A 17323-nucleotide genomic window follows, 5' to 3' on the forward strand; every position below is an offset into this window, starting at 1 on the left:
TGGGCCGCGTGGGTGCGGTAACCGGCCCGGGCGCCGCAGGGTCACCCGGTCAGCCGACGGCGCCCTCGGTCCAGGCCCGGCCGAGGATCTCGTCGACGGTCTCGTCCACCGTCTGCCGCGACGTGTCCAGCCACAGTCCGATGTCCCGCGGAGTGCCGGCCCGCAACAGCCGGTCCAGGTCCCGCACGGTCCAGTCGGGCCCGTACGCGGTCTTGGGGCGGGCTGCCTCGCGCGCCTCGACCGCCGCCGGGTCGGGGAGCAGGACGACGACCGCGAGCGGCCTGGTCGTGAGGTACCCGGTCATCTCGGCGAGGTGGTCGCCGATGAGGATGTCCTGCGCGATGACGGTGAAGCCGGCCTGCGCGTACGCGTCGGCGCAGTGCGCCGTCAGCCGGTAGCGCAACCGGAGCTGGTCGACGGCGTGCTGCCCCGCGTCGGGCGTCATGGGGGCCTGGCCCCGGACGATGCTGCGGCGGAAGGTGTCACCGCGCAGGTGGACGGAGCGGGGCAGGCGCTCGGCGAGCGCCTGGGCCACGGTGGACTTGCCGGCCGCCTGGATGCCGGTGATCACCACGACGCCGCCGTCGTTCCACGGCCCCTGCGGTGTCGGTCGTCCGGGAGTGTGCGCGGTCATGGTGCGGATCGTGCCCTTTCTGCCGGGGGGCCGGGGGCCGGGGCCTGGGGGGAGGGAGAGCCGGCCGCGCCCCCTCGGGTGCGCGCCAGAACCACCGGCAGGTCCGTGCACGCCCTCGCCGAGCATGTGCCACCGGGGCGCGGAAGACGAACGGTTTTGGACACGTGATGCCGGTGTAAGTGCCGGTTCACCGCAGGGGGCTGAGCAGTCCTGGGGGAGCGGCCGTCGCGGGCCCCCGCGCGCGCCTGCCGGGTCCCGCTGCTCGCGTCCGTGCCCCGGCCGCCGCTCGGCCCGTTGCGTCCCGCTTGCCCGGAATGGTTCCCCGGGCTTTCGCGCGGCCCGCCCGGCAAGGGAGTTCGTCGCACGTACCCCGGCGAGTCATGTCTGTGACATTCCCTCTTCCCCGCGGCTCGTTCCTCTTGGAACACTCTGCTGACCCCAGTTTCCTCACCCTCACATGCATCACCGCACAGCCGTCCCTCACCCTTTCGCGAACTCCCCCACACGACATGAGGTCCCCAAAGTCATGCCTGAACTGAATCGGCGGCGTTTCCTCCAGATCGCCGGTGCCTCCGCGGGAGTCTCGGCCCTGTCGAGCAGCATCGCCCGTGCCGCGGCCATCCCCGCCAAGCGACGCTCCGGATCCATCGACGACATCGAGCACGTCGTCGTCCTGATGCAGGAGAATCGTTCCTTCGACCACTACTTCGGCTCGATGAAGGGCGTGCGCGGCTTCGGTGACCCGCGCCCGCTCGTCCTCGAAAGCGGTAAGTCCGTCTGGCACCAGCCGGACGGCGACAAGGAGGTGCTGCCCTACCACCCGGACGCCGAAGACCTCGGCATGCAGTTCATCGAGGGCCTCGACCACGACTGGGCGGGCGGCCACAAGGCCTGGAACAACGGCAAGTACGACAGCTGGATACCTGCGAAGACGGCCGGGACGATGGCCCACCTGACCCGCGAGGACATCCCGTTCCACTACGCGCTCGCCGACGCGTTCACCGTCTGCGACTCGTACCACTGCTCGTTCATCGGTGCCACCGACCCCAACCGCTACTACATGTACACGGGCCACGTCGGCAACGACGGCTCGGGCGGCGGCCCGGTCCTCGGCAACGAGGAGCTCGGCTACAGCTGGACGACGTACCCGGAGCGGCTGGAGAAGGCCGGGATCTCCTGGAAGTTCTACCAGGACATCGGGGACGGCCTGGACGCGAACGGCAAGTGGGGCTGGATCGAGGACGCCTACCGCGGCAACTACGGCGACAACTCCCTGCTCTTCTTCAACCAGTACCGCAACGCCAAGCCCGGCGACCCCCTCTACGACAAGGCCCGCACCGGCACCAACGTCAAGCAGGGCGACGGCTACTTCGACCGGCTCAAGGCCGACGTGAAGGCCGGCAAGCTGCCCCAGGTCTCCTGGGTCGCCGCCCCCGAGGCCTTCTCCGAGCACCCCAACTGGCCCGCGAACTACGGCGCCTGGTATGTCTCCCAGGTGCTGGACGCGCTCACCTCCAACCCCGAGGTGTGGAGCAAGACGGCCCTGCTCGTCACCTACGACGAGAACGACGGCTACTTCGACCACGTCCTCCCGCCCTTCCCGCCGGCCTCCGCCGACCAGGGCCTGTCCACCGTGGACACCTCGCTCGACAGCTTCGGCGGCAACGCCAAGTACGCGGCCGGTCCCTACGGCCTCGGCCAGCGCGTCCCGATGATCGTCGTCTCTCCCTGGAGCACCGGCGGTTACGTCTGCTCCGAGGTCTTCGACCACACCTCCATCATCCGGTTCCTGGAGCGCCGCTTCGGCGTCCACGAGCCGAACATCTCGCCCTGGCGGCGCGCCATCTGCGGCGACCTGACTTCCGCCTTCGACTTCGGCCTGGAGAACACCGAGCCGGCCTCGCTCCCCGCCACCGACGGCTACGAGCCGCCGGACAACCAGCGGCACGACAGCTATGTGCCGAAGCCGCCCGCCAACCCCGTGCTGCCCAAGCAGGAGCCCGGATCCCGGCCGTCCCGCCCGCTGCCGTACGCGCCGTTGGCCGACGGGTCCGCGACCCCCTCCACCGGGCGCTACACCCTCACCTTCAGCGGCGGCGACAAGGCCGGCGCCTGCTTCACCGTCACCGCGGGCAACCGCACCGACGGCCCCTGGACGTACACCACGGAGGCCGGCAAGAAGATCTCCGACACCTGGAACACCTCCTACTCCAAGGGCGCCTACGACCTGTCGGTCTTCGGCCCGAACGGCTTTCTGCGCTCCTTCAAGGGCGACGGCAAGAAGGACGGTCCCGAGGTGACCGCCCGCCACGACGCGACCGCCGGCCGCCTCGAACTCACCCTGACCAACCACGGCCGCACCGACTGCCACCTCACCGTCACCCACGCCTACGGCGGCGCAGACGAGACCTTCACGGTCCGCGCCGGTGCCACCGTCAAGAAGGAGGTCGACCTGCGCGCCAGCAAGCGCTGGTACGACCTGTCGGTCACCTCCGACGGCGACAGCACCTTCCTGCGCCGGTTCGCCGGCCATGTGGAGAACGGCGAGCCGGGTGTGAGCGACCCGGCGATCATCACGGGCTGAGCGGGCGGACGACGTCCGTCCGGCTCATCGGCACAGCACGGGGCACCCGTCGTCGTATCGGCGGGTGCCCCGTGGCGTGGGGGCAGCCGGGCCGACTCCCCATGGCCGGCAGGGCGGTGCGCGCTGCACCACCGCTGCACCAAACGGCCAAACGGCCAAACGGCCAAACGGTCGAATGGCCGAACCGTCAGTCGGTCAGCCGTAGTTGCAGCCAGCACGAGAGCCGCACATCCGGGTGGTCGAGGTCGATCCCGAACAGCTCGCGGGCGCGGCGGAGGCGGTACTTGAGAGTGTTGGGGTGCACGGTCAGCCGCCGGGCGGCCTCCCCGGCGTTGCCGGCCGCGTCCAGCCAGGCCAGGACCGACGCCGCGTAAGCGGTGTGCCGGGTCCGGTCGTGCTCCCGCATGGCCTCGATGCCGGGATGGCGCAGACGGGGCCGGCGCTCCAGTGCGTCGGCGCAGTGCAGCAGCAGGACCCGGGCGTGTACGTCGCCGAGCGCCGCGACGCCGGGGGCTTTTGGGTCCGCGGTCGTCACCCGGAGGATGTCGTCCACCTCCGCGCGCAGCGCGGGCAGTTCGGCAGGGTCGTCGGCGGGGCGGCTGACCGCGCAGCGCAACGGGGTCTCCAGGGTGCGGCCGAGCGAGGCCACGGCCTGTTCGGACAGCCGGCGGGCCTCGGCCTGGCCGGCCCGGGGCAGCAGGGCGTACACCGTGCGGCCGACGGTGGCGACCGCCGCCTCGGCGTGTACGGTGGCCCAGTGCCGGGCGGCCGCGGCACCCAGCCGGACCGCCTCCGGCCCCGTACGGTCGGGCCCGCCCGCGGCCGGCGCACAGCCGAGGAGCGTCAGCGGCGACCCCTGCGGCAGACCGAGCTGAAAGCGGATCTCCTGCGCCGTACCGTCGCCGCGCAGCGCCGCACGCAGGGTGTCCTCGCGGGCCCGCAGATCCAGTTCGGCCGAACTGCGGCGGCGCAGCATGTGCAGCGCGGCGAGCCGCGCACCGTCCAGCAGCGCCCGGTCACCTGCCGCATCGAGCCGGGAGTCCCCCTCGATCGCCCAGATGGTGCCCAGCGGCAGATCGCCCGCGCGCACGGCGGCCGCGGCGCGCGGCAGTTCCTCGGGAGCGAGGACCGGCAGCCGCACGACACCGGGCGCGCCGAGCACCTCGCGGTACTGGCGCTGCTGGGCGGGCTCGTCGGGCACCCGCCGGTCCAGGATGCCGCGGCGGCGCAGCTCATCGATGCGCTGGCCCGGCAGGGACGAATACGCCAGCACCCGGTGGTCGAGGTCCTCGATCGCCACCGACCCGCCGATCACCGCGGCAACCGCATTGGCCAGCGCGAACAGCTCCTCGCTGGTACCGCCGAGGCCGGCCGGGTTTGGCGTATCCGTCAGTTCCACGCTCGGACCCTAGGCGATGGCGCCAACGACGGGGAAGGAAATGGGGCCCAGCATGGTGCGGAGCAGATCCGGGGCCGGGGCCCGACGGGCGCACCGCGCGTCCCGGCCCCGGCGCGAGCCCAGCAAGGAGCATTCCCATGGCCGTCCCGACCACCCCCGCCGCGCCTGCCCCGCCGTCCTCCGACGCCCTGCTCGGGCTCTTCCCGCCCGGCACCACGACGGCACCGGACGGCGGGCTGCGCATCGGCGGATGCCATGTGGCCGAACTGGCCGCGCGCCACGGCACCCCGGCGCTGCTCATCGACGAGGGCGCTCTGCGGGACCGGGCCGGCCGGTACGCCGACGGGCTGGCCGCGCGCCGACCGGACTCGATGGTGGCCTTCGCCTCCAAGGCCTTCCCGTGCACCGCCGTCTACCGGCTGCTCGCCGAGGAGGGGCTCGGCGTCGATGTCGCCAGTGGTGGCGAACTGGCGCTCGCCCTCGCCGCGGGCACCGACCCGGCCAAGGTGATCGTGCACGGCAATGCCAAGTCGGAGAGCTACCTCCGGGCGGCCGTGGAGGCCGGTGCGGGCCTTGTCGTCATCGACAACTTCGACGACATCGACCGGCTGGAACACCTCATGGCGGAGGCCCCCGGCCCCGGCCGCCGCGCGCAGCCCGTCCTGGTCCGGGTCACCCCCGATGTCCGCCCCGACACCCATGAGGCGGTCTCCACCGGCCAGCGCGGCTCGAAGTTCGGACTGCTGCTGCCCCAGGCGCGCGAGGCGATCGCCCGGCTGCGCGGCAGCGCCCGGCTGCGCCTGGACGGGCTGCATGTGCACATCGGCTCGCAGATCCTCGACACCGAGCCGTTCGTCCGGGCCGTGGCGGCGGTGGCGGAGCTCGGCCGGTTTCCCGTGTACGACCTCGGCGGCGGGCTGGGCGCCCGCTACACGTACGACGACCGGCCACCGACCGTCGAGGCCTATCTCGACGCGCTGACCGGCGCGGCCGACGAGCTGCTGCCGGCCGGCGCCCGGGTCATCATCGAGCCGGGCCGTTCGCTGGTCGCGGAGAGCGGTGTCTCGCTCTACCGCGTGGTGACGGTCAAGCGGTCCGGCGGCGAGACCTTCGTCGCCGTGGACGGCGGGATGGGGGACAACCTCGAAGTCTCGCTGTACGGGCAGCGCTTCGAGGCGACCGTGGCCACCCGGGTGCGGGCCCCCGCCGACGGGTCCCCCGGCGAGCGGTGCCGTGTCGTCGGCCGGCACTGCGAGTCCGGCGATGTGCTGAGCACGGGCGTGCTCCTCCAGGACCCGCGGCCCGGGGACCTGATCGCCGTCCCGGCCACCGGCGCGTACACCTACTCCCTCGCCAACAACTACAACGCGGCCCGCCGTCCACCGGTCGTCTTCTGTCGCGACGGCCGCGCCCGCCCCGTCGTACGACGCGAGACCTACGCGGACCTGATGCGCCGCGACCTGCCCTGACGGACTCCCTGACGGACCCCCTGACCCCCTGCCCCTCCCCGGATCGAGGCCCCTGTGCGACCCACCGACGTCCTGCCCGGTCAACCACCCCTCGCCCGACCGGGCCTGCGCCACCAACTCCTGCGCCGCAAACCGCCGGCGGCCTTTCTCACCGAGGCCGAGTCACCGGCCGGCGGCGGGACTGCGCCGCACCGTGGGCGCCTTCCAGCTGACCATGATCGGTATCGGGGTGGCCATCGGCACCGTTCGCGGCTCCGGTGAGCCACGGGCCGGAGCGGGCACCCCCGCACGGGCGCCGGCCCCGGCCCGCTCCCGTCAGGAAGCCGCGCCGGGCAGACCGCCGCGGATCTCGCGGGCCGCGGCGACCAGGTTCTCCAGGGCGGCGCGCACCTCGGGCCAGCCGCGGGTCTTCAGACCGCAGTCGGGGTTGACCCACAGCCGTTCGGCAGGGATGGCACCGAGCCCCTTGCGCAACAGTGCCGTTGCCTCGTCCACGCCCGGTACGCGCGGTGAGTGGATGTCATAGACACCGGGGCCCACCTCGCGCGGATAGCCGGCCGTGGCGAGCTCCCCGGCGACCTGCATATGGGAGCGGGCCGCCTCCAGGCTGATGACATCGGCGTCGAGGTCGTCGATGGCCTGAAGGATGTCGCCGAACTCCGCGTAGCACATATGGGTGTGGATCTGGGTGTCCGGGCGGACCCCGCTGGTGGTGAGGCGGAACGCCTCGGTGGCCCAGGCCAGGTACTCCGCGTGGCCGGCGGTGCGCAGCGGCAGCGTCTCGCGCAGCGCGGGCTCATCGACCTGGATCACCGAACTCCCGGCCGCTTCCAGGTCGTTCACCTCGTCACGCAGGGCGAGCGCCACCTGCCGGGCGGTGTCACCGAGCGGCTGGTCGTCGCGGACGAAGGACCAGGCGAGCATGGTGACCGGACCGGTGAGCATGCCCTTGACCGGCCGGTCGGTGAGCGACTGGGCGTACGTCGTCCAGCGGACCGTCATCGGTTCGGGGCGGGAGATGTCCCCGGCCAGGATCGGCGGGCGGACGTAGCGGGTGCCGTAGGACTGCACCCAGCCGTGCCGGGTGGCGAGGTAGCCGGTCAGCTGCTCGGCGAAGTACTGCACCATGTCGTTGCGCTCGGGCTCGCCGTGCACCAGCACATCGATACCGGCGTTCTCCTGGAAGGCCAGCACCTCGCGGATCTCGGCCGAGATGCGCTCCTCGTACCCCGCGGTGTCGATCCGCCCGGCCCGCAGGTCGGCGCGGGCGGTGCGCAGTTCGGCGGTCTGCGGGAACGAGCCGATGGTGGTGGTCGGCAGCAGTGGCAGCCCGAGGTGCGCGCGCTGGGCGGCGGCCCGCTCGGCGTACGGCTGCGAACGGCGGCCGTCGGCGTCGGTGACGGCCGCGGCACGGGCGCGCACCACCGGGTCATGGGTGAGCGCCGAACCCGCCCGGGAGGACAAGTCCGCGCGGTTGGCGGCGAGTTCGGCCGCGATGGAGCCGGTGCCCTGGGTCAGACCGCGTGCCAGCGTCACGACCTCCGTGGTCTTCTGCCGGGCGAAGGCCAGCCAGCGGGCGATCTGCGGGTCGATGTCCCGCTCGGCGGCGGCGTCCAGCGGGACGTGCAGCAGCGAGCACGAGGACGAGACGTCGACCCGGTCGGCCAGGCCGAGGAGCGTCCCCAGTGTGGCCAGCGACTTCTCGAAGTCGTTGATCCACACATTGCGGCCGTTGACGACACCGGCCACCAGCCGCTTGCCGGGCAGCCCGCCGACCGCCGCCAGATCACCGAGGTTGCCTGCCGCGGCACCGGTGAAGTCCAGCGCCAGTCCGTCGACGGGCGCCTTGGCCAGCACGGGCAGCGCCTCGCCCAGCCGGTCGAAGTACGAGGCGACCAGCAGCCGCGGGCGGTCGCCGAGCGTGCCGAGATCGCGGTAGGCGCGGGCCGCGGCGTTCAGCACGGCGGGGGAGCGGTCCTGCACCAGCGCCGGTTCGTCCAGCTGCGCCCAGTCGGCGCCGGCCGCCCGCAGCTCGGCGAGCACCTCGGCGTAGACGGGCAGCAGCCGGTCGAGCAGCGTCAGCGGGTCGAAACCGGCCGCGACACCGGGCGCGGGCTTGGCCAGCAGAAGATAGGTCACCGGCCCGACGAGGACCGGGCGTGCGGTGAGGCCGAGACCGAGTGCTTCCGTCAGCTCGGCGACCTGCTTGGTGGAGTCCGCGGCGAAGACCGTGTCGGGACCCAACTCCGGCACCAGGTAGTGGTAGTTGGTGTCGAACCACTTGGTCATCTCCAGCGGCGCCACGTCCTGGGTGCCGCGGGCCATCGCGAAGTAGCCGTCCAGGGGGTCGGCGGCCACCGCGGCGCGGTGCCGGGCCGGGATCGCGCCGACCATCACGCTGGTGTCCAGGAGGTGGTCGTAGTACGAGAAGTCGCCGGTCGGCACCTCGTGGACACCGGTCTCGGCGAGCTGTTGCCAATTGCCGCGGCGCAGCTCGGCGGCGGTGCTGCGGAGGGCGTCGGCGCCGACGCGGCCCTTCCAGTAGCCCTCGATGGCCTTCTTCAGTTCACGGTGCTGCCCCTGACGGGGATAGCCGTGCACGGTGGCGCGTGCTGCCGCGGCTGCGGACGTGCTGGTCACGGAACTCTCCTTCGCGAGTATGTCTCCATGGACCGCGGGAGGGTCGAGGACGCGAAGGGACGGCAAACCGGACGGGCCCCGGCGCATTGCCGCCGTCATGCCCGTCTGATGTCCGCCGACCCGCCCTCGAGGTCACCGAGATCTCCCCGCGCACCGGTCGCGCGGGGGCACTGGCAGGTCTTCGGACTCGCGGGCACGTCCGCCGAAGGCGGACATCTACTGGCCGTCGCTTCCCAGACCCGGCCGGGCCCAGTGCGTATGACGGCGGTCGTTCCCACTCACCGCTGCGGGGCAGTCCCGGATTTCCACCGGGTTCCCTCTTGCGACGCGCCTGCCTGGCGGGCAGGGCGAACCAGTTGCTCCGGCCACCCTAGGGCATGCCGTCGACGTCCCGCCCGGACCGTGCCCCGGCCTCGGCCGGAACCGGACGCCGCCGCCGGGCCGCGTCTTGCGCTGGAGCGCGCTCCAGCTCCTAGCGTGAGCGCACCACCGGAGAGCTGCGCCGATCGAAGGGAACCACGTGCGCTACACACTGTTCGGCAGGACCGGTCTGCGGGTCAGCGAGCTGAGCCTGGGCACCATGACCATCGGCGAGGACTGGGGCTGGGGCGCGGACAAGGACACCAGCGGCCGGATCCTGGACGCGTATGCGGACGCGGGCGGCAACTTCATCGACACCGCCAACAACTACACGGACGGGGCCTCGGAACGGATCCTGGGGGAGCTGCTCGAAGGCCGCCGGGACAGCTTCGTCCTGGCGACCAAGTACACCTGCGCGACCCGCAAGGGCGATGTGAACGCGGCGGGCAGCCACCGCAAGAACCTCGTCCGTTCGGTGGAGGCGAGCCTGGACCGGCTGCGCACCGACCACCTCGATGTGCTGTGGGTGCACGCCCGGGACAACTTCACGCCCGTGGAGGAGGTGATGCGGGCGCTCGACGACGTGGTCCGGTCGGGGAAGGTGCTCTACGTCGGCGTCTCGGACTGGCCGGCCTGGGAGATCGCGCAGGCGAACACCCTGGCCGAGCTGCGCGGCTGGACCGCGTTCGCGGGCTCGCAGCTGCGCTACAACCTGCTGGAGCGGACCCCGGAGCGCGAACTGCTGCCCCAGGCCCGCGCCTTCGACCTGGCCGTGCTGGCCTGGGCGCCGCTCGCGGCCGGCCGGCTCACCGGCAAGTACCGCCGCGGTGAGACGGGCCGGCTGGATGTCGTCGGCGAGGACGACCGGCGCGACCACCACGCCGAGGAGACCGTCACCGCGGTGCTGGAGATCGCCGAGCAGGGCGGCTGGAGCCCGGCGCAGGTGGCGCTGGCGTGGCTGCGCAGCCGGCCCGGCAACATCATCCCGATCATCGCCGCCACCAAGGAGAGCCAGCTCCTCGACAACCTGGCCGCCGTCGATGTCGCGCTGGACGCCGACGCGCTGGCGCGGCTCGACCGGTGCAGCGCGGTGCCGCTGGGCTTCCCGCACGACTTCCTGCGGGAGCCGGGCATCACCGAGAACGTCTACGGCGACCGCTGGTCCGAGATCGAGGACCGGCGCTCCACGTACCGCCGTACGACGAGCGAGATCCGCTGACCCGCACGGCCCCCACCGCGTACGGTGCGGCGTCGCCGCCCAGGCGGCCTGCTGCCCGATACGCCGAACGCCGCCGCCCGGATGGCCGGGCGGCGGCGCCTGCGGTCTATTGAGGTGCGTGTGGCCCGCTCACCGTCCGCCGACCCGGCTACCGCCGCTCACCGTGAGGCTTGGAGAAGCCGTGGCACCAGACAACTCCGTACCGGAGCACGGGCGGCCCGACCGGGTCGCCCGCGGTATCGCGCGACTGCTGGCGGCGGCCGGGCTGGCCGTGGACGCCTACCTCCACGCCCGGCTCGCCGGCCGGTACGACGAGGTCACGGCGACCCTCGGCCAGGGCCTGCTGTTCCGCGTCGACGCCGCCCTGGCCGCGCTCGCCGCCCTGCTCGTGCTGACCTGGCGCCGCCCGGCGGCCGACACCTTCGCCTGGCTCGTCGCGACGGGCGGACTCGCGCTGCTGCTCCTCTACACCTATGTGGACCTCGGCGCGCCGGGGCCGTTGCCGGACATGTACGAACCGGGCTGGAGCGGCGCCAAGAAGCTCGCCGCCCTGGCCCAGGCCGTCGCCGTCCTGGCCACCGTCTTCCTGCTGCTCACCCGCCCCCGCGTCCTCGGGAGGCACCGCAGATGAGCCTGCGCCGCAGGGTCAGTGCGTCAGCGCGCTGCGCTGCTGCCACTGCTCCCAGCTCTCCTGCCAGACCTCCAGGCCGTTGCCGACGTCGGTCTTGTTGGTGTTGGCGGTGCCCTTCACCTCGACCGTGGAGCCGATCGGCAGGAAGTCGTAGATCTTCTTGGCGTCCGAGGTCGTCATGCCGAAGCAGCCGTGGCTGTTGTTCTCCACACCGATCGACTTGTTCCACGGGGCGGAGTGCAGAAAGGTCCCCGACGCGGTGAGGTGGGTGACCCACTTGGAGGGCAGGCTCCACTCGTCGCCGTGGCCGATGGTGGCGGAGTCCATCGTCTCGGCCGCGTTCTTGCTGCGTACGGTGTGCACCCCGCCGCGGGTCGGGTCCTGCGGGGAGCCCGCGGAGCCGCGGATGGTGCCGACGCTCTTGCCGTTCTCGTACATCGTCAGGGTGTGCGAGGGCACATCGATGACGGCCTTGTGGTCGGCGCCGATGCCGAAGCCGAAGTTGTAGTCGCGGGCGAACCAGCCGCCGTCGTCACCGGAGTTGATCCCGGACAGTGCGCCCTTGACGGAGACCTTGGTGCCGGCCGGCCAGTAGTCCTTGGGACGCCAGTCGATCCGGTCCTTGCCGGAGTAGTCCTTGACCCAGCCCCAGGCGCCCTGCACCTTCGGCTGGGTGGTGACCTTCAGCGCCTTCTCGATGTCGGCGCGCCGGTCCTTCGCCACCGGGTGGTCGAAGAGGATCGACACCGGCATTCCGGTGCCCACGGTCTGCCCGCCGCCGGGGGTGTTGGTGAGCTTGTTGACCTTGTCGGCCCGCTCCGTGGTGAACTTCGACGTGGCGGAGGATTCCTTGCCCTGCGTCGACTTGGTCCTGGTCCGCACCGTGTAGGTGGTCTGCGGCTTGACCTTGCCGTCCGACTTCCATGACGCGCCGTCACCGGCGAGCCGCCCGGCGACCGTGCCGCCCTTGTCGTCCTTGACCTCGACCGAGGTGAGCTTTCCGCCGTCGGCCCGCACGGATATCTCGGAGCCGAGCTTTGCCGAGGTGTTTCCGGGAGTCGGGGTGACGGTCACCTTCGCCGCGGGCTGGTCCGACTTCGACGCGTCGGCTCCCGACCCGCACGCGGTCAACAGCGTGCCCGCCGCTATCAGAGCGGGTATCAACCGGGCGGGGTGGCGACGTGATCCGGCGTACACGGGGATCCCTCCAAAGCAGAACAACTGACAGTGGCGGGGCCCGGCCCCGTGCGGGGATGTCCGTCCAGGGCTGCCTGTGCACCCGCCGCATGTACAGAGGGTTTGTCTGCTTCGGTGGTTGTCCGGTGCGCCGGATCATTAGGACACAGTTCGATTTCGGGGGCATGAAGAAGCGGCGGGCGGCCTGCCGGCTGCCCGCCGCGTTCCCGTATGCGGCCTGCCTCAGCTGGACGGCGGTGTTCCGCCGCCTCCCGACTGGGTGACTCCGCCGCCGTGTGAACCGCTGCTGCCCGGCGTCCCCCCGTCGGGCGTGCCGCCGGTCGTGTCGCCGCCGGTCGTGCCCTCGGAGGTGGTCGGGGGCTGCTCGCTCGGTCCGCCGGTGGTGTCGGACCCTCCGGTGTCCGCCGGTGACTCGGGGGAGGCCGTGCCGGTGTCCGAGGTCGGGGGGCCGGACGTCCCCGTCGAGGTCTCACCGGCCGACGGCGAGCCGTTCGGCGGTTCGGAGGTCGTGGGCCCGCTGGGGGTTTTGTCCGGCGGGGCCGTCGGGGTGTCCGTGGTGCCGGTGCTGCCCTCGGGGCGCTTGAACCACTTGCCCGTCTTCGGGTCGCGCAGGACGAATTCCTTGACCTTGGTCTTTGCGGGCTTGACGACCACCGCGTTCGAGGGCTCGTATCCGGGCCACTTGGTACCGACCGTCTTCACATTGCCCTGGAGGGGAGTCGGCTCCGTGAGCGGGTTCCCGCACTTGCAGCGCACCCGCGGCACTCCGTACGAGTCGACCATGACCGCGGTGCCGGCCTGGAGGACCGACTGGAAGCTGGTGGCCTTGCCGTCCTTGAAACCGTGGTTGGTGACCCGGGTGTCGTAGCCCAGCTGCAGGGGCGTCAGCGACCGCAGATAGGACGGGACCTGACCCGGTTTCTCGCCCAGGACTCCGGCGAACGCCTGGTTCCGCTCGGGGCTGCCGGTCAGGTACGTGATCTGCTTCTCGACATCGCAGCTCGCGCTGTTCTGGGTACCGCCGTAGAGGCCGGGCGTCGCGCCCTCGAAGGTGCTGTTCCCGCCGCCGGAGGGCTTTCTGGGCTTGCCGGACGAGGTCGGGGAGGAGTCGTTCGCCGTCGACTTGGTGACCGGGTCCTGGCCGGTCGAGGCGGCCGGTTCGGCGAACACCTCGCTGGTGCCGGAGCCGCCCGGCCGGGTGAGCAGCATCGTCACGATCACCGCAGCGACCACGGCGGCCGCGATGATGGCGACCCGCGGCGCGGACCGCCACCAGGGCTTGCCGCCCCCGGCAGCCCCGCCTGCACCGCCGCCCCCGCCGCGCCCGGAACCGCCGCCTCCGCCCCCGCCACCGTCGCCCTCACCGGGGCCGCCCGGGGGGATGCGGGATCCCGGCTCGGTGGGCTCCTCCGGCGGTGTCCGCCCCGGTGCCGGGCCCACCTGCGTGGGCTCGTGCGAGGGTTCGGAGGACGGGCCGGACAGCGGGCCCGACGGGGGGCCGGTCGGGTGGCTGTCAGGCGGCGGTGGAGATGTCACGGGTCCCTCTTCCGACGCTGGCGGGCCATCCGGCGGTGCGAATTTTGCCCGTTTTTGTCAATGTCCAGACCATTGTGTGCCCGGGTGTGACGGCGTCCGCAAGCGGGGTGGCGCGCCGCTGCTTACGGTGGTGCGTGCATGCCGTGAATGCTGGACATGTGCAGAGTCAGGGCCTTTGCCCGGCTGTGACGGATGGCCAGAATTACGTTGCATGCCGGCCGAGGTGTCCTTCCAGGCGGATCGTTGGTACGCGGTCCCGTGACCGGCAGGAGAGAGCGTGAGCCAGATGCGAGGCCCTGGGCCGGACGGTTCGCCGGGCCCGGTCCGCCGCCGTGGCGCTCCGCCCGCCGTAGTGGCCTGGGCACAAGCACTCGGCGCGGCCGTGGCGGGCATCGTCACCATGCTCGTGTGCGCCGCCCTCGGCCTGTGGGCGGCGGGCGCGGCGGACCTTCCCGGCGGCGCGTTCCCCTCCGTGGTCGCGGCCACGGTGCTGGTCGCGGCCGGCGGTTCGGTCGGCCTCTACGGCGACGTCGGCGACCTCGCGCAGGCCGATGCCGCACTGGACGTCGTACCGCTGTCGGTCACGCTCGCCGGTGCGCTGGTGACCGCCGTCGTCTTCCTGCTGCCGCTGCGCCACCGGGCGGTGGCCGGCACCCGGGAGCTGCTCGCCCGGATCGCCCGAACGGCGGTGTGCTGGCTGGTGCTTCTGCTGCTGCTCACGCTCGCCGCCCGGCACAGCTTCCGGATCTCCGTCGGCAACGACCTCGCCGAACAGCTCGGCGCCGAGCTGGGCGCCACCCCCACCCTCGGCTTCCGCGCCGATGTGCCCGCGACGCTCGGGTTCGGGCTGCTGTGGGTGCTGGCCCTGCTCGTGCTGACCTTCTTCGTCTCGCGCCGGGCCCCGCTCTCCTCCCGGCTGCTGCACTTCCAGGATTCCGTACGGCCGCCCGCCTTCGCGATGCTGGTGACCCTGCTCGGCTACGCCCTGATCGGTCTGGTCGTCGGCATCGTCGAGCTCTTCACCAACGGGCGCCCGTCCCAGACCGTCGCCGTCATCTTCCTCGGACTGCCGAACGTCGCCTGGATGGCGCTGGGCATCGGCACCGGCGGCGCCTGGGTGGGGCATGTCGACAAGGCCATCGGGCTGCCCCTGCCGCCCGCCCTCGCCCAGGCGCTCCGCGCCGACGGGCAGCGGACCCTCGACCTCGGTTCGCTCTCCCACTACGACGGCCGGGTCTGGCTCCTGGTGGCGGTGGCGGCCGTGGTGCTGCTCGTCGCCGCCTTCACCGCGGCGGTCCGCTCCCCGGCCGGGCGGCCGGCCTGGCGGCACGCCGTCGAGATGGCCGTGGCACTGGCGCTCACCCTGCTGGCCGTCGGACTGCTCACCCGGATCTCCGCCCACTACGGGCTCTCCCTGATCGGCCTCGGCGACCTCGGCGGCGACCTGGGCGGCGAGGTCACCCTCGACCCGCAACTTCTCCGGCTGGTGGGTGTCGGCCTCGCCTGGGGGCTGGTCACCGGCTTCGTCGGCAGCGTGTTGGCCCGGCGGGTACGCCATCCGGGCGAGGTACGGGAGCCGCAGGAGGCGCGGGAGCCGTAGGGGTCTCCCTGATCTCCGGCGGACCCGTGAAGCGCGGGAGCCGCAGAGCCGGGACACCGTGTGGCGCGGAGCCGCAGAGGCCCGTGCCTACCCCGCGCGGCCCGGGAACATCGGGGTCGCCCACCGCGGCGGTGGCGGGGGAGCGGCGCTGCGCCGGCCGCCCTGGTCCGCCTGGGCGTCCACCTGCGTCATGGCGTGCGCGGGCGGGGCGCCCGCGGCCGCCCCGGGGGCAGCGGTCCGCCCGGCCGCGCGCAGCGCCGCCACAAACCCCCGGCAGGTCTCGTAGCGGTCCTCGGGCACCTTGGCCAGGGCTTCGGCGAAGACCGCGTCGACGGCCTCCGGAAGGTCCGGGCGCAGCTCGGTCAGCGCCGGCGGCGGATCGTACTGGTGCGCCCACAGCAGCGCCATGTCGTCATCGCGCCGGAACGGCGGCGCCCCCGTCAGCATCTCGAACAGGACGCAGGCCAGGCTGTAGACGTCGCAGCGGCCGTCCACCGGGCGGCCCGAGATCTGCTCGGGCGCCACATAGTCGAGCGTGCCGACGAACTGGCCGACGCTGGTGAACCCGGTCAGCGACAGGGACTTCTTCGTCAGCCCGAAGTCGGTGAGATAGGCGTGCTCGGGACGGTCGCTGTCGGTGCCCTCGGCGATCAGGATGTTGCCCGGTTTGACGTCCCGGTGCACGAGGTCGTGCGCATGGGCGGCGTCCAGCGCGGAGGCGACCTGGAGGGCGATCCGGCAGGCGGTCTCCAAGGGCAGCGGTCCGTCGCGGTCGAGCAGCGCCCGCAGATCCCGCCCCCGGACGTAACGCATCGCGATGTAGAGCACGCCTTCGGTCTCCCCGGCCTCGAAGACCGGCACGATGTGCGGGTGGTCGATCGCCGCGGCCACCCGCGATTCATGGGCGAAGCGTTGGCGGAAGGTGTCGTTCCGGGCGAGCTCGGGCGCCAGCAGCTTCACCGCCACGGTACGGCCGAGCCGCAGATCCTCCGCGCGGTAGACCACCGCCATCCCGCCCCGGCCGATCTCGTCCTGGAGCAGGTACTCGGCGATCCGCCGCCCGCGCAGCCCCGAGGCGTCGGGAGTGGTGGACCGCTCCTCGGGCGGTTGGGGCGCCGCCCGCTCGCCGTTCACCGGAGGTCACCCACGGGGTTCGGTGGCTGCGGCGGGTGCTCGCCGGGGCGCGCGGCCCGGGTCCGGCCGGGGTCCGGCGCGGGCGGCGGGGCCGGCTGCCCGTCCGACGGACCCGGCGCATCGGCTTCCGGGCCGGTCCCGGTTCCGGTCTCGGTTCCGGCCCCGGTCGTGGGCTCGGCCCCCGACCCGCCACCGGCCCCGGCCCCGGACCCGCGCTCCGTCCCGTTCCCGGCGTCGGCTCGCTTGTCGGGCGGCGGGTCGGCCGGGTCGGCCGGGTCCGCCACCCCGCCCGGCTCCGCCACCCCGCCCGGCTCCGCCACCCCGCCCGGCTCCGCCACCCCGCCCGGCTCCGCCACCCCGCCCGGCTCGCCCTGTTCCCCCGGGCCCGCCTCGGACGACACCCGCTCCCCCGACCGCGACGACGGCCCCGCCGTCACCGCGTACGTCTGCAACGACACCCCGTCGCAGAAGCACCACCGCTCGTGCCGTGCGTCGTAGAGCCACACCGCATCGCCGTCCACGACCACCCCCAGCCGGGTGCCGCGGGTGCGCCGGGTGAACGACTCGCCGTCCAGCTGACCGGCGGCCAGTTCCTCGATCAGCTGCCGGTACCGGCTCAGGTCGCTCTCCACCGCGCCCAGCAGCGGGCGGGGGTCGGCGGTCCGGGCGGCGGGCTGAGCGGCGGCCGGTGGTTCGTGCGGCACGGACAGCAGCAGCCGGCCGTCCACCCAGGCCGACCAGCCGTTGGAGCACAGTGCGCGCGCCCAGTCGCCGCGGCGCTCGACGACCTGGACCGGCAGCAGCGGATCGAGCGGCGCGGTCGGCCGGGTGGTGTCCGGCGCCGTCCAGGTCGCCATCCCTTCCGGGGGGACGACATGGCTGGGGAGGAATTCGGGCGCGGTCACAGGCGGCTCCTCGGC

The 17323-nt window shown here is 72.9% G+C and carries 12 protein-coding genes and 1 riboswitch; of the genes, 5 read left to right on the top strand and 7 right to left on the bottom strand.

What is annotated here, in order from left to right:
- Window positions 1-49: 49 nt before the first annotated feature.
- Window positions 50-634, bottom strand: a complete 585-nt coding sequence (locus K7C20_RS29005; RefSeq protein ID WP_030088625.1) for an AAA family ATPase — start codon at window positions 632-634, stop codon at window positions 50-52.
- 526 nt (window positions 635-1160) lie between these two features.
- Between K7C20_RS29005 and K7C20_RS29010 the strand changes: the two genes are divergently transcribed.
- Window positions 1161-3218: a phosphocholine-specific phospholipase C gene (locus tag K7C20_RS29010; RefSeq protein ID WP_030088623.1), complete on the top strand. Its 2058-nt coding sequence runs from the start codon at window positions 1161-1163 to the stop codon at window positions 3216-3218.
- Window positions 3219-3405: 187 nt separating this feature from the next.
- Here the strand turns inward: K7C20_RS29010 and K7C20_RS29015 are convergent, their stop codons facing one another.
- On the bottom strand, window positions 3406-4617 hold the full coding sequence (locus tag K7C20_RS29015; RefSeq protein WP_053208491.1) for a PucR family transcriptional regulator: 1212 nt from the start codon (window positions 4615-4617) through the stop codon (window positions 3406-3408).
- Window positions 4618-4754: 137 nt separating this feature from the next.
- Between K7C20_RS29015 and lysA the strand changes: the two genes are divergently transcribed.
- Entirely contained in the window at window positions 4755-6086 is a 1332-nt protein-coding gene (gene lysA, locus K7C20_RS29020) for a diaminopimelate decarboxylase (protein ID WP_053208490.1), read from the top strand.
- Between the two features lie 315 nt (window positions 6087-6401).
- Here the strand turns inward: lysA and metE are convergent, their stop codons facing one another.
- Window positions 6402-8726 (bottom strand): 5-methyltetrahydropteroyltriglutamate--homocysteine S-methyltransferase, encoded by a 2325-nt coding sequence (gene metE / locus K7C20_RS29025; protein WP_030088612.1) that lies wholly within the window; start codon window positions 8724-8726, stop codon window positions 6402-6404.
- Window positions 8727-8895: 169 nt separating this feature from the next.
- A riboswitch (cobalamin riboswitch) is annotated at window positions 8896-9083 on the bottom strand.
- A 163-nt stretch (window positions 9084-9246) separates the two neighbouring features.
- Here metE and K7C20_RS29030 point away from each other — a divergent pair.
- A complete protein-coding gene (locus K7C20_RS29030; protein WP_030088610.1) occupies window positions 9247-10305 on the top strand; it encodes an aldo/keto reductase in 1059 nt (352 codons plus the stop codon).
- Window positions 10306-10486: 181 nt separating this feature from the next.
- On the top strand, window positions 10487-10936 hold the full coding sequence (locus K7C20_RS29035; RefSeq protein WP_053208489.1) for a hypothetical protein: 450 nt from the start codon (window positions 10487-10489) through the stop codon (window positions 10934-10936).
- Between the two features lie 15 nt (window positions 10937-10951).
- Here the strand turns inward: K7C20_RS29035 and K7C20_RS29040 are convergent, their stop codons facing one another.
- Together K7C20_RS29040 and K7C20_RS29045 are read right to left on the bottom strand one after the other, a co-directional pair.
- On the bottom strand, window positions 10952-12133 hold the full coding sequence (locus K7C20_RS29040; RefSeq protein WP_245170938.1) for a L,D-transpeptidase family protein: 1182 nt from the start codon (window positions 12131-12133) through the stop codon (window positions 10952-10954).
- A 222-nt stretch (window positions 12134-12355) separates the two neighbouring features.
- On the bottom strand, window positions 12356-13669 hold the full coding sequence (locus K7C20_RS29045) for a DUF6777 domain-containing protein (RefSeq protein WP_063754073.1): 1314 nt from the start codon (window positions 13667-13669) through the stop codon (window positions 12356-12358).
- A gap of 277 nt (window positions 13670-13946) precedes the next feature.
- On the opposite strand from K7C20_RS29045, the gene K7C20_RS29050 reads away from it, so the two are divergent.
- Complete coding sequence (locus K7C20_RS29050) at window positions 13947-15269, top strand: streptophobe family protein (protein ID WP_409351328.1); 1323 nt, start codon at window positions 13947-13949, stop codon at window positions 15267-15269.
- An 87-nt stretch (window positions 15270-15356) separates the two neighbouring features.
- Here K7C20_RS29050 and K7C20_RS29055 read toward each other — a convergent pair whose 3' ends face one another.
- Together K7C20_RS29055 and K7C20_RS39295 are read right to left on the bottom strand one after the other, a co-directional pair.
- Entirely contained in the window at window positions 15357-16403 is a 1047-nt protein-coding gene (locus K7C20_RS29055; RefSeq protein WP_030088597.1) for a serine/threonine-protein kinase, read from the bottom strand.
- Window positions 16400-17308, bottom strand: a complete 909-nt coding sequence (locus tag K7C20_RS39295) for a hypothetical protein (RefSeq protein ID WP_343236132.1) — start codon at window positions 17306-17308, stop codon at window positions 16400-16402. Before K7C20_RS39295 ends, K7C20_RS29055 begins: the two co-directional genes overlap by 4 nt.
- Between the last annotated feature and the right edge of the window lie 15 nt (window positions 17309-17323).

This window comes from Streptomyces decoyicus, assembly GCF_019880305.1.
In the GTDB taxonomy this organism is placed as follows: Bacteria; Actinomycetota; Actinomycetes; order Streptomycetales; family Streptomycetaceae; genus Streptomyces; species Streptomyces decoyicus.